This window comes from Pseudanabaenaceae cyanobacterium SKYG29, from assembly GCA_025055675.1.
Lineage (GTDB): Bacteria > Cyanobacteriota > Cyanobacteriia > Pseudanabaenales > Pseudanabaenaceae > M5B4.
This window is the reverse complement of record JANWWT010000001.1, coordinates 813,498-827,359: the sequence shown is the minus strand read 5'-3', so window position 1 is coordinate 827,359 and position 13,862 is coordinate 813,498. Positions and strand designations below refer to the sequence as shown.

Below are 13,862 nucleotides of genomic sequence, written 5' to 3'. Positions count from 1 at the left end.
AAGGAGAGAGGTATATGGCAACTTTGCAGACCCAGACTTTGACATTTGACATTGTGCCCGACAGTAGCGGATTTATAAGTGCGGGGGGTAACTTTACTAAGGGTAAATTTCAGTTCGATACTAAGACTGTGGTACTGACCGCCAAAACTCTGAACGGCATCGGCAATTACGAGGTTAACAATAAAGTTATCGCTTCCTTTGATAGTCCCACGATCGTTGTCACGCTAGTTGACTTTGATGAGATTGCTTCTGGCGTGCTCCAGTTCCGTTATACCTCTCCATTTACAGCTGGTAATACTGTTGTTTTATTTGATGCGAAAAATCAGGAATTAGCTAGAGCTAGTTTACCTCAGACTCCTGGGGAATTAGGATACAACATTCCTATTCCATCTCCCTCCCCTGACAAAAATAGTTTTTCTATTAAGTTTACGGGCAATCCAGTCAAAATTGAGTTTGGTGGTGTTTTGCGGGAATTTGGCATTGATGACATCCAGATTACTAATGTTGCTCTTGTCGCTAACCGTCCACCCACTGTTAAACTGTCCCAAACTGCCTTTGACACAGTACAAAACTCTAGCTTTCGTTTGCCTAGTATTCTCCTAGAAGACGATCGGGGTCTGGCTAAGGTTACCCTAACAGCACCAGAGGGGTTTATTCTAACAGCTGCAAACGATCGGGATACCAGGGTTAATGTAGTTGAGTTGGACTTAACCAATCGCGGTAAGACTTTCGAACTAGCCAGAGATGGAGAGATCATTTTCAAGGCTGACAAAGTTGGGAGTGGCGCTATTGCTATCACAGTCACAGACAATGAAGGTTTGTCTAACATTCCAGCTGCACAACTATCCTTCACGGTTAGACCTAGTGCTGAACCGCTACCTAATGTCAAGCCGAGTTTTTTGGGTTTACAGTCTGATCCTATTGTGGTTCGTCCTAGTTCCAGTCAGCCTCTTAGCTTTACTACTCCCCTTAAGTTTAGTATTTTTGATCCAGATAGTCTCAGGGTTTCTTTTGTGCTGGATGCAGTGAGTGCACCGGCGGGGACGAAGTTAACCTTGCCTGGTTTTGAAAACTCCTCTCCTACCCGTATAGTCATCAACAATCAGCCCCTGGACAAAATTAATGAAGCCCTAAAGAATGCTACTCTGACAAGTCCCAGACCAGGTAGGGTTGACCTGCGTTTATTTGTAGATGATTTGAGTGGTCAGCCCAACGATCCGCCGGGGAGTCGCCGTACTGAGGGGCAACAAACTTTTGATTTACGCACAGCCGAACCGAGTGTAAGAGGTTTGGAATCCTTAACTGTGCCTGTGGGTGTTACTTCTCCGACCTTGGGGATTCAGATTGCAGATGACAGTGATCAATTAACTGTAACCCTGACTGCAGCAGAAACGGTAACTCTAACTGTGCCCGCTGGTACTCCCTTGCAGGACTTGGACAATGCTAAGAACATCCTTAAGTTACAAGGGAAGTTAGCAGCAGTTAATGAAACACTTAGTAAGGTCACAGTAGTCAGTGCGGCGGCGGGTCAGACTGTTTTAGACATTAAAGTAGAGGATGAAAGCAATCCAACGGTTTCAGCCAAAAAGCCTTTAAGTTTTACTGAGAAGGTAGTTTTAAGTGTGCAGCCCCAGACGATTGTCCTCACTGAGCCACTAGGAATTGCGGATGAGGTTGTACCTGGACAGACATTTAGCGTCCTGCGGACGGGGGATACCAAACAGCCTTTGACGGTGGGTGTACAGGTTGTGGGAATTACCAGTAATGCTGTTATTGGTAAGGATTTCAGGCTGACTGTAGGGAATACAGAGGTCCGTGATCAACTCACCATACCAGCAGGGTCTAGCTCTGTGAGTGTGAAAGTTACACCAGTAGCAGACGATGAGCGAGGCAAGGATAGGTTTGCTACTCTCACGATCGTGCCTCCCCCTGGCAATGATTTTGATCTCATTAGACCTTCTGTGACTCTGACTATCAAGGACTCTTTACCAGAGTTGCGGGTTGTAGCTACGGATGCGGAGGCCCAGGAGGGAGGTCTTGGGTTTCCGCCTGATCCTGGCAAATTCACAATCACACGGCGGGGAGGTGTCAACAGAAGAGAAGAGGTAACTTTCCAATTAGTGCAAAACGAGAAAGCCGCTACTTTTAATACTGATTTTGATTTGCAACTGTTACCTACTACTCCTGCCTCTGATTCTAAACTGACTGTCTTAGATAAGAATGTTTTCTCTGTGACATTTGCTAGTGGTGTTGCATCTGTTGATATAGAAGTTACACCGAAGGCAGATAACCTTCTGGAAGGAACAGAAGAAGTTGTTTTGAGTTTGGCTGTCAACCAGAATAAAAACTTCAAGATAGTCTCTGATGTTGGTACTATTAAAATTGCCGATCGTGCTCCTGGGATTGCCAGTGTGGTGGCTACCCAGCCGATAGCAGAAAGACCGCCAAGCAATCGCGTCGGTATTTTTACGATTTTGCGTCCCGTGCGGGCTGATGGTGTACAAGATACAACGGGGAATTTTGTAGTTGACTTTGTTCTGTCTGGTGATGCTGACTTTAATCAGGACTATGAAGTTATCCCTAGTAATTTTAATGGTTTTAAGGTCAGTGACAAACAGGGGCAAATTGTTATTAGAGATGCGCGGGGTGCCGAGACGATAACGATCGTAGCTAGGGATGATAACGACTCCCTACCTGGGCAGGAGAGAGTGACTCTATCTGTTGTGCAGGGGAATTCAGCCACGATAACGATTCCCGAGGGCAGACCGATCGTGACGGTAGAAGCGATCGATGCTAGTGCCAAAGAGCCTCCTTTCAGTGGTTTCAGAGATATTGTTGTTGCTCAAAATCAGGTAAATGTTCGTTTTCGAGACAATGCAGTTGAAGACGGAGATAGAATCAGGGTAGCTCTGAATGGAGTAGTTGTTAATAACGATCTTTTACTAACTAATACAGGTACATTCATCACATTTAATTTACTGCCTGGGGTCAATACCCTAGAGATTACTGCTCTAAATCAAGGTGGCGATCCCCCTGATGCAGCTCTCAACACTACCGAAGTTTCAATCGGTGAAGTGATCCAAACAAGCAGGGGTTTGCGTACAGGGGAGACCGTTATTCTTAATATCATCAATACTGCATCTGTCCCTAATCCGGAGGCAATTACAGCGGGGGTAAGTGAATTCGCTGGTGTATTCCGTATTAGTCGATCGGGCGCAAGTAATCAAGACCTCTTAGTGACCTACAATTTAACTGGTACAGCTACCAATGGAGCTGACTATGTGCGTTTGGGTAACAGTGTTGTTATTCCTGCTGGTCAGAACTTTGTCGATGTAATTGTTTCACCTTTAGCAGATAATGAGTTGGAGCAAGTTGAGACAGTTATCCTCACGATTACAAGCAGCCCTGCTTACACGATCGGTGCTCCCAGCACAGGCACAGTTACGATCGAGGATAGTACAGTTTTGATCAAGGCTGTAAATGATACAGTTGAGGGGGTAGGGACTGGTGGTATCTTGTTTGGCACTTCTGGTAACGATACCTTAATTGGTGGGGTAGGAACACAGTCGATTGTTATTCCCTTTAGCCAACTATTAGCGAATGACTTACCATCAGGGCAGGTCACAATTATTAGTGTCAGCCCTGGTACTGCTGGAACTGTTGTTTTGGACTCAGTAAATCAAACGATTACTTTTACACCTGCTACTACTGGATTGGGAACTTTCTCCTACACGATCGCGCCGATCGGGTCTCTCGGTGAGACTCGCGAACCGCAGTCAGCACCTACGTCAACGGCAACTGTAACTGTTATCCCTGGCAGTGGAGTATTTAACATTCTTAGAGGTCTGGCAGGTAATGATTCCCTGGTGGGCACGAGTGGAAATGACACCCTTGATGGCGGTGATGGTACAGACACACTAACAGGTGGTTCTGGAGCAGATGTATTTCAAATCAACCGATCGGAAGGAGACATCATTTCTGACTTCTCTCTTTTCCAAAACGACAGAATAGAACTACTATCTAGCAACTATCCTGGTGGCATAGGTACTCTTTTTAGTTTGGAAAGTGCTAACGCAATCGATGTTGCCCTTAATTTTAGTGTTACTGTTTCTAGTCAGTTTGTGCCTGGACTTAACAGCCCTGTTGGCATAAAGCCTACCTATGCCTATGATGCTGTTTCTGGTAGACTGCTGCTCGATCCCGATGGAACAAGCACGGACTTTAAGTTCGAATTAATTGCTCAGTTACCCAATGGACTATCAAGTTCTATCTTTAACAACATCTCGATCGTTTCATCTTTCTAAGCTGGTGTCTGGAAAACGATTGATTAAATAACGATCGGTGTTATAATCATGATGCAAATCTAGGATGAATTATGGCACGTTACATTATTTCAGAGGGCTTAATCTTAATTGGCGGTACGGGAGAAGGGCGAGTTTCTCTACCAGGCACTAGCCAAAGTTTTCAAGCGGTTCGCGAGTCTCACGGAGCGTAAATGTAGCCAGCACAATAACAAAGGTCAATGTGACAATTGGTTCTGGTAATGACACCCTAGGAGTTAGTGCGGGAGATGACTCGGTTAATGGAGGGGGAGGGAATGACTCTATATTTGGCTTCTCAGGTAATGATTCCATCTTAGGTGGTGCTGGTAATGACACGATCGATGGAGGAGAGGGAGATGACACAATTTTTGGTCAGGCAGGGGACAATTGTCTTTCGGGGGGGAATGGGAATGACTTGATCAATGGAGGAGATAACAATGACACGATCGATGGGGGGGACGGTAGTGATACTCTAGTTGGCCTAGGTGGTAATGATTCTTTGAATGGGGGGAATAATGACGATACGATAATTGCAGGAAATGGGAATGATACTTTGATTGGAGGGGAAGGGAATGATGTTCTAAGAGGTGGGAGTGGCGACGATTCTTTAATTGGTGGTAGTGAGAGTGATTTATTCAAAATAGAGGACTTTGGTGATTTCATTTCTGACTTCGATCCCTCACAGGGCGACAGAATTGAACTCTTATCTAGCAGTTTTCCTGGTGGAACTGGTACTCTAAGTGGATTAGTTACTGTTTTTACCTATTTCAATCCAGCTACTCCCATACCCACAGGGGTCAATAGTTCTTTTTCCATCTCTTCTCCAACTTATGTCTATAACTCTGATAATGGCACCTTAATTCTCGATCGGGATGGAATACTTTCCGGGCTTACATTTGAATTGATTGCTCAGTTACCCCCTGGACTATCAAATTTTATCTTTAACAACATCTCGATCGTTTCTTCCTTCTAAGTTGGAGTGTGGAAAACGATTGATTAAATAACGATCGGTGTTATGATCACGAGATAAACCTGGAAGGAATTATAGCACGTTACATTATTTCAGATGGCTTCATGATGGAGGAGAAGGAAATGAGGCAGGGGACAATTTTCTCGCGGGGGGGAATGGTAATGATCCCTTAAATGGAGGAGATAACAACAATACCCTAATTGCAGGAAATGGCAATGATCTTTTGATTGGAGGACAGGGAAATGTTGACCAAACACTGATTGATGGTTTTTACTGTTAGGCTATGTTGACTTTATAAATCATCATACCCGCGATCGGGATTCATCAAAAAGAAACTGAGCTGGCGAGCTTCAACTTGTCTACCGTTCCAATGTTTCAGTCCCGCGATCGGGATTCATCAAAAAGAAACATTTTATTGGAGGTGCTGCATGCCCGACGGGATTCATGTTTCAGTCCCGCGATCGGGATTCATCAAAAAGAAACCCCACCTATGCTGTCGTTCTAAGCGGTACCCCGTTGTTTCAGTCCCGCGATCGGGATTCATCAAAAAGAAACTATGGGTGCCCTATTCCACTGCCCGCAAGTTAGACGAGTTTCAGTCCCGCGATCGGGATTCATCAAAAAGAAACCTGATTGGGAGCGGATAATCTGCCAATCCTGTTGTCGTTTCAGTCCCGCGATCGGGATTCATCAAAAAGAAACCCAGGGTCAACATTATCTGGAACTGCTATCAATTTTCGTTTCAGTCCCGCGATCGGGATTCATCAAAAAGAAACCCCATAGCCGCGCTCCTCTAAAAATCGACGCAGTCGTTCGTTTCAGTCCCGCGATCGGGATTCATCAAAAAGAAACCCTACGCGCTCCTTGACATAATCGACGGCTGCTTTAATGTTTCAGTCCCGCGATCGGGATTCATCAAAAAGAAACCCGCATATGCTTAGAAAGGCAGTTTAGAGCAGATTGTAGGGGTTAGTTTGGCGAACTACCCAGTTTGTGAGGAAATAGGGTTAAAAGTAAACAGATGGCGAATTTATGAAACGAGTAAAATTATTGAATTGTCTTGGTTCCAGGGAATTGGCAAACCCACTAGGGAATTAGCTCCTGCTAGAAGTCTGCCAAAAACATATTAGCATACTAGATTACAATAGTATCTCTCTCAGAGGGCTTATCTGAGCCATAGGTGATAGTACGTTTAACGGCGGTGGCATCCAGAACATAGATACGGACTGAATCTTGATTTGGCTTAATAATTTTTTGAATACCGACTTGGAGTTTAGCAAACTGCAAATCTGACAGAAAACACTCAAACACGCTATACTGAGTCCATTTACCGAAACCTGATAACAGTTTATGCAAACGATTTCTACGTTTATTACCTGCCTTGTCATAGGGCAAGTCGTAGATGACCAAATAAAGCAGAGAAGACATAAATCACCTACCGCAAAACCAGAGGTTGAAATATAATATTTTCTTGGAGAGAGCGAGACAACAAACGAGCTTGCAACTCTATACTACGTCTGTAAGAACATTTATAATCAAATACAGGATGTTTGAACTCATCTTTCATCTTATGATCAAACTCTTCTAGAAAAACACGTCTGCCTCGATCGTTGAGACGAAATGCTTCCAGAGAATTTTCAAAATCTTCAGGTTTAATTTGCTGACGATTCAAAAGTGACAAAACTAGATTATCAGCAATTAGAGGTCGGAAATTTTCCATTAAATCCAGAACGAGGGCAGGCTGACCGTGATGAGGCTCATGTAGAAATCCTACAAAAGGATCGAGACCAACCACATGAACAGCAGCACTTACCTGTGAACGCAATAGACCGTAAGCGAAGCTCAACATAGCATTGACAGGGTCAGTAGGAGGTCTACGAGACCTACCTGAGAAAGACCAATTACCCTTGATACACCCACCAAACAAAGAGAAATAATTTTTAGCCGCCATGCCCTCTATACCCCTAATTCCATCAATAGATTCCTGATTTTCCACCTTTTTCTTCAACTCCAGCAGACCATGATCCCTAACACCATGGCGGTATAGAACAGCTGCCTGGTTATGGATTTTAGCTATTACAATGCGCTTAACAATCTCCAACCTTCTGGTTTGATCATTATACAATTCATACTGAGCCAATCTTAGAGTTCCATTACGAGAGATAGCAGGCATTAGACTACCTAGATAACGACCAAATCCTGTTAAGTAATGAACAGAAATACCTAATTCAAGAGCATAGACTAGAGCCTCCGTTGTAATTTGGGCACTGCCAAGGATAACCACCTGATTAATTGTTTGAGCAGGGACGGAATCCCTACGGGACTTACCATTTTCATCAGGCACAGATACAGTAAAAGCCTCGTAAGATTTAGACAAAACAGCAGCGGGATTAGACAAATATAGAGTACTCATACACTTTCTGACCTCAACAACAAAACCTCATCAGGTAAACAAATAGATAACAAACTGCAGTCACGGCACTTAGATTTTTTCTTTATAGGAGCAGGAATAGACTTAGACCTACTCATAAGCCTAGCCTGATCAATACTTTTTTCTGTCAGCTCACGCAACACAGTTGTAAAACTAACTCTTTCCCTCCTCCGATTACCGTGATAGAAAATAGCCCCCCAATCGACCCTCTTGCCAGTCATTTCTTCTAGGCATAAACCTGCTGCGCATAACTGAATATGGTCATTAATATGGCGATTCATTTTCCCTTTCTTATATTCAACTGGAACCAGCAAACCATCCTTTTCTTCCACTAGGTCAATCAGACCATAAATTCCAAGTCGGTTACTCCAAACCCATTGTTGCCTGCGAAGCAATACATCATCATGCCTTTCTACTCCCCCCTCATTTACTAGTTCATGCAAATATCTTCCCCAAACAATATGCTCATTTTGCTGCATTTCGCCCAGCACATACTCCAAGTAAAAGCGTCTTGGACAATACTCCCATGCATTCAAACTACTTAATAGTAAAAAATCTTCATCACTCATATCTTTTCTCCCTTAAACTTGTCAAACCCATACCCATAGTCGTCTTTCTCCCTACGCCTGCAAAAAAAGCAAAATGAGATAAGACTGCACCTAATCTTGCTTGTTTCTCATCAGTAAACACATAGCGTACCCACCCCTGGCAACCAATCTCCGCGCCGCCCTCTAACCGATATACTCTCGTTTGCAACTCAAACCCAGACACAAGCACCTGCCAAGCCTCCTCATCAATTTGACAATTACCAGGGCAGAAACTATTCCATTTTCGCCACAAACTACCAAATACTAGATCAGGTAAAGGGAAAGGCTGGATAAAATCCTTCTGCTTAAAACTAGTTGGCGTATGGAAGACTAAAGTGACTTCTTTTTGTGGAATAGCCAAAGCCAGGAGTAGATTATAGTCAGAAGAACCTGTCCATCTGTGGCTACCAGGCAGACAATAGACTGCCTTCAAATGAAAAGTATGTCCCCCTAACACTACACTTTTATCTTCCCACTCTTCCAGCCCCTGTAAAACGATCGGTAAGATGAATCCCTGCAAAAGAGTAATCCGAAAAAAGAAACTTTCGCCTGCTCTAGGTTTTCCTTCTGCCCTATTCCCAAACAAAGGGGAAACAGTAAAAGGAGTATCCTTACTATCATGAATAGCTGCTGCTAAAACTGCATCCACGTTAGCAATCCACTCCATCACTTGTCCATGCAAAGCACGACCTAGTGTGCCAGGTAAAAACCTGTTTCCCTCAGTTACCAACTCAACAACGATAGCATGTAAAGAAGAATTACTCTGTTCCACCATACCCATATCCTACATGACAAGGTAAAAAAACAGGCTCAGGAGAAAACACATTAGAATTTATCTCCCAGTACTCTCCCTCCATCTCCGCTGTACTAAGCAGACTACAAGGGCACATCACTACTCGATCGTATAACAGAACTCTAACTCTCGGTCCAAGATCGAGAGGATTTACTGGGTGATGACAGATAAATCTACCCGTCTTTTGGCGGAAGTTAGTAATTGGCACAACTTCTACCTTAACCTTACTTGACCATTTGCCCAGCCTAATCCAGATTTGCTCTGCCTTACGAGCAATGAAAGATGGGAGTTTTTTGTCCTCCTCGATTACAAGGAAAGAATGGTAGATACTGCCTATCGCTAGCTCTTTCGCCCGTCCGATATTAGCAGGGTAATTTTTGCTTGCACTCCCTTCTCCAAACTTTTCTACCTTAGCATAGTAGTTAGTCTGCGCTGCCTTGAATGTATTGATCTGATAACTCCACAGAATCGGTTTACCAGGAAACAGGTAAATTCCCTCCTGATTAAGAGCCAGTAAACTTCTTTCCCTAACATTCTTCAGATAGGAGGGAGTTTGAGCTGACTCGCCTAGACAACTGTAAGGAGAAGAGATAAACTCATCAGCAAAAAATGCATAGCTCAATGCCCAATTGTGGAGATAATTTCCTGTTTCATACAGTTCTCCCATCTCCCGCGTTGCAAAAAAAACATTATCATGCAAAATAAGGCGACAGAAGTACAACCTCATTCTTCTTCCTCCAAAGGCAACTCTTGCTGTTGTTCTTTCTTAGACTTTCTGCCCTTTTTAGAATTGCCTTGCTCCTTTTTAGTCTTTTCAGAAGCAAAAGCGCCATATTGACTTGCATAAGTGCTAGTCTGCTCATAGAGTTTCTGCATAGTTTGCTGTAATTCCTGTGGACTTTTGTAGATACCTTGTACTTCCTGCAAAACATGCTGCAAATCCTCCCCATATAGACAGAAATTCGTGTGCACTGCTTCTCTCTCCAACAATTCCTGTACTACTTTTTGTGTATTTTCCTTCACCTGACTAAAATGTGGTAAATGATTGTTAGTAGTTTCACATGCATCATACAATCCCTGCGTTAGATGTAGATTACTAAAAATTTCTCCATCAGCCACCACAATTCCTACAATGTGGTTCTCCATCACTCCTGTGCGGGTTTCCTGTGCTCCGTATCGCTTAGTGCGCAGCAAATTGCCTAGAACATAGATAAAAGATTCCTTTGTTGGGTCGCGCAGAGTCTCAATAGCAGGGAAAATAATTTCAGGCAACACATGGTCTTGTCCATTTATACTCGATCGCATCTTTCCTCCTTCACTCATTGTTCCCTGCTCTGAAGGGGCGTTAAATGTAAACAATCGGTGAGATACCTCGTAGGCAGTGAGGGAAAAGGCGGAATCCGATAGAACCTTAGACCTTTCTGAGCCTTTGTCGCCAATGGCAAATCCGTAAATGATGCAATCAGGGCACTTTTTACAGGAATCTTCACCATTGTAAGCACAGTACTTTTCCTTGTCTGCTTCAGTTCCGCTGGTAAGACCCAAAGACCTTAGTAACTCTCTTCCCACTAGACGTTCGGGAGTTGTCTGCTTGCGCTTAAACATGACGAGATGATTGATCATCGTTTGGTCTTGCAACCCTGCAGTAGTGCGTACTGTATTTAGAACGTCATCAGTGCGGAAGATTGGGAAAGACTTGCTGTAGCGAAGGGTAATAAAGTGCACATACTTACCAGAGGGTACGCGGGGAATCTCCGTGTGGAAGAATTCAGCAATTTTTGCCAAATTGACTGTCATAGTTTTACCTCCAATTAATCATCTAGTTTTTAGTTAGCTTTTTCTGGTTCTATAGCAGACTCTTTCTGACTGTAGAGAAGACGCTTGTACGCAAACTCCACACCATCTCTCAGTCGATTTCTGTGTTCCTGTAGAAGAGCACGATCGCCCTGGCACATCTTGCGGAAAATTTCTGTGATACAGACTTGCACAAACTCTTGAACTTTCTCCTCCTCCAACTTTCGTCTTTCGGGGAAAGAAATCTGTTCATCTTTGTGAAGAAGCGGACGTTTGGATATCTCTTGCCGATCGATGGCTTTTATTAGCTGCCCAGTTCCCTGGTTTACTAGTTCTTCATCATCCCAAGTATCAGGTACAGACAAAATTAAATCCAGCAACTTGTTAAATGGTAACAGCAAAGTATAACTTTTATCGCTCGGCTTTGCGAGGTAAAAAGCAAACATTTTTTCTGCTACCAAAGAAGTTGCTTTGAGCTTTTCTTGCATAGCTACATCTCCGTTCATAGACCACATCTCAGCATAACGCCAAATCCGACTTACCTCTTCTTTACTATGGGTTTCTCTCTTACTATTGCGCAATCCCTCCTTGGCGATCGAGAACACACTAAGTACATCTGTAACACATTCCCTAGTAGTTTTAACAATATTATCACATAGATTTCCCTTCCCTCTATTTCTATTTTCCGTGTGTATAGCATAAATAGTTAATAATTGTGTTAGTGCATTGGGAATTCTGGCTAAACTTAGGTTAACATTGTATCCTAACAAATTAATAAAACCCGCTCCTCCATCTACAATTACGTACTCTTGAAGCTCACTATCACTATTATACAGAGGAATCTGGCTAGAAGATAACACAACTTTTATTCCTAGGGATATAGGTAGCGCTAGGGCGCGTAGAATTGGCTCTATCCATGTTCCGCTTAGCGTATCACTTCTGTTAGTCCAAGGGATGACGGCTAAGAACGGTAGGTCGTGTTTGGAATATTCATTACTTATTTTTCCTTCCTCATTCATTTCCAGACCCTGTACTATACTACTAATACTATGGTTGTTATTAATCCAGTTCTTGTACATATCGAAGGTATTGACATGACTAAACTCAAACACTAAAACTCTGATGGCTTTGGTCAGTTGTGGAGAATAAGTGTAGGCAGGGTAGAGATACAGAAACACTGGATTTCCATCCTTTACCTGCTTAGTATTTGTCCAGTAGGACTGCCTTAAAAGCATTTCTAATGCCCAAATACGGCAAATACCTCGCTTTAACCTGCCACTGCCAGCACCGAGTGGATTTTTGTTACTGTACTGCTGTGGCTTAAATAAAACTACAGTATCCATTTGTTCTACTCCTAAAAATTCCCCTGAACTTAGAGAACAGAGATAGTTGTTACCTTGTTTGGAAATTGTGTAGTTTCTTAACTCCTGAGTAAAAACCATATTGGGTGATGTAATGTTTAAAACTTCTAGGTAATTATCCAAGTATTGATTAAGCTCTTGTTTTGTTAACTCTTCAGTGGCTAGCTTCTGATCCAACAAATTTGTAATATTTTCTGCTAGATTTGCTAATCTAGATTGTACCTGCTGATCATCTAAGCTAGCATTCTGACGGATATAGTGAGCTGCTATCCTGTACCAACCATAGTTGACACCTCCACTCCCTACCTGTGCGTCTTCTTCCTTAAACTGTTTAGATAATCCCAAGAAATCCAAAACCGTCTTGGTAAATTTAGGCTGATTGCTGAATATTTCCCGTTGTAAAAAAATGATAAACTCAGCTACTCGGTCGCTGCGAATATCTGCATACTTTTCTAGTTCGTTCTTCTCGGATAGGGGAATTTCCATTTTTGCCAATCGCTTTTTTGTAGCAGGGTCTTTCACATTAGTAATGCGACGTTCTAATATCTGGGGTAAACATCTGATTAATGACTGTGGGGCAAGCAATTCCTTGACCAGCGGTGCACATTTTAATCCCTTGCCGTCTCTCTCAAAACCAGTTTCTCCATCAGCAAACTTTCTTTCTAGTTTGTCACTTATAGTCTGCCAAATCATTTGTTTAATTTCTTCCTTACCTACTTTACTCTCTGACAATGGCGATAGATAAACAACTCCCTGAGCCAGAAAAATTAGTGGTTCATAGTCCCTCTCAATAAGATAAGACAAAACTTGATTGTGAACTATATTGGTTATAATTCCTCTCGTGTCGCGCAACCGATGATAGGTCAATCGCCTGTCAATGCCCAGAGCCTTTAACCGATCGTTTAATCTTTGCCCAATTGTATTTGTAATAATCTCTGCTGGATTCTGTAAATGCACAGCAATATCCCCAAACCCCAGCAGATGGCAAAGGGGATTATCTAACCTGCGATCATCCCAACCAAATTTGGCTATTTTTTGCCAGTTGCTACCAATGCAGTTGGCACCGATTTTAGCTTGGGTATTTTGAGCTAGGTAGGCAATGTCAGGTAGATAGGTATGCCAATCCTGCCAAAAATCACTAAAGTGCAGTTTGTCCCCCAGTGTCTGGCAAGTTGTAATAATATCCTTAACCTGCTCCGCTCTGATTTGTTCCTCCACTTCTTGATGGTATAGATACTTAGTATAGTCGTGTAAAATCATAGCTAGGCATAGTAAACGCTGCTCTTCTTCTACTAGAGGTTCGTCCAGTTGTTTAGATAAGTTCCAGGCAATCATTAAGCCATTGAGAACATGGAATAACAGGCTCTGTTCTGGTCTGTTACTGTAGGAGCGGGCTATTTCTGCTATTTCTTGGTCTGTCTTTTTGTGACCGTACTTTTTCTGGAGCTTGTTCAGGTGGTAATCATAACTACCCCCCAAGGCTAAAACACTAGTAAATTCTGATTCTACATGGGGTAGTACTACCTGTACAAATTCTCTTAATACCTGCTCTTTAGGGTCAATTGTCTTGAGAAGTAGAGATTGTAGTAGTGTCATAGTAACCT

At 42.9% G+C, this 13,862-nt stretch carries 9 protein-coding genes, 1 pseudogene and 1 CRISPR repeat array; of the genes and pseudogenes, 3 read left to right on the top strand and 7 right to left on the bottom strand.

From position 1 onward, the window contains the following. Window positions 1–14 precede the first annotated feature (14 nt). The 3 genes and pseudogenes from NZM01_03985 (at window position 15) to NZM01_03975 (ending at window position 5,295) form a co-directional block, all read left to right on the top strand. A complete protein-coding gene (locus tag NZM01_03985; protein MCS6959186.1) occupies window positions 15–4,304 on the top strand; it encodes a calcium-binding protein in 4,290 nt (1,429 codons plus the stop codon). 220 nt (window positions 4,305–4,524) lie between these two features. Next, a pseudogene (locus tag NZM01_03980) lies at window positions 4,525–4,698 on the top strand (hemolysin-type calcium-binding protein). After that, window positions 4,687–5,295 (top strand): hypothetical protein, encoded by a 609-nt coding sequence (locus NZM01_03975; GenBank protein MCS6959185.1) that lies wholly within the window; start codon window positions 4,687–4,689, stop codon window positions 5,293–5,295. Before NZM01_03980 ends, NZM01_03975 begins: the two are co-directional and overlap by 12 nt. Before the next feature lie 296 nt (window positions 5,296–5,591). Beyond that, a CRISPR array of direct repeats spans window positions 5,592–6,219; the repeat unit is 37 nt; unit sequence GTTTCAGTCCCGCGATCGGGATTCATCAAAAAGAAAC. A gap of 207 nt (window positions 6,220–6,426) precedes the next feature. Here the strand turns inward: NZM01_03975 and cas2 are convergent. The 7 genes from cas2 to cas10d are packed head-to-tail and all read right to left on the bottom strand — an operon-like array spanning window position 6,427 to window position 13,854. Continuing rightward, a complete protein-coding gene (cas2, locus tag NZM01_03970; GenBank protein MCS6959184.1) occupies window positions 6,427–6,720 on the bottom strand; it encodes a CRISPR-associated endonuclease Cas2 in 294 nt (97 codons plus the stop codon). Between the two features lie 7 nt (window positions 6,721–6,727). Then, entirely contained in the window at window positions 6,728–7,705 is a 978-nt protein-coding gene (gene cas1d / locus NZM01_03965) for a type I-D CRISPR-associated endonuclease Cas1d (protein ID MCS6959183.1), read from the bottom strand. Continuing rightward, complete coding sequence (gene cas4 / locus NZM01_03960; GenBank protein MCS6959182.1) at window positions 7,702–8,292, bottom strand: CRISPR-associated protein Cas4; 591 nt, start codon at window positions 8,290–8,292, stop codon at window positions 7,702–7,704. The genes cas1d and cas4 overlap by 4 nt, the downstream gene beginning before the upstream one ends. Continuing rightward, a complete protein-coding gene (gene cas6, locus NZM01_03955) occupies window positions 8,285–9,085 on the bottom strand; it encodes a CRISPR system precrRNA processing endoribonuclease RAMP protein Cas6 (GenBank protein MCS6959181.1) in 801 nt (266 codons plus the stop codon). Before cas6 ends, cas4 begins: the two co-directional genes overlap by 8 nt. Then, window positions 9,069–9,830 carry a type I-D CRISPR-associated protein Cas5/Csc1 gene (gene cas5d / locus NZM01_03950; protein ID MCS6959180.1) on the bottom strand — a complete coding sequence of 254 codons (762 nt, stop codon included), beginning with the start codon at window positions 9,828–9,830 and terminating at the stop codon, window positions 9,069–9,071. Before cas5d ends, cas6 begins: the two co-directional genes overlap by 17 nt. Further along, the gene (gene cas7d, locus NZM01_03945; protein MCS6959179.1) at window positions 9,827–10,900 is read right to left on the bottom strand and encodes a type I-D CRISPR-associated protein Cas7/Csc2; all 1,074 of its coding nucleotides are present in this window, start codon (window positions 10,898–10,900) and stop codon (window positions 9,827–9,829) included. The genes cas5d and cas7d overlap by 4 nt, the downstream gene beginning before the upstream one ends. A 29-nt stretch (window positions 10,901–10,929) precedes the next feature. After that, the gene (gene cas10d / locus NZM01_03940) at window positions 10,930–13,854 is read right to left on the bottom strand and encodes a type I-D CRISPR-associated protein Cas10d/Csc3 (protein MCS6959178.1); all 2,925 of its coding nucleotides are present in this window, start codon (window positions 13,852–13,854) and stop codon (window positions 10,930–10,932) included. Between the last annotated feature and the right edge of the window lie 8 nt (window positions 13,855–13,862).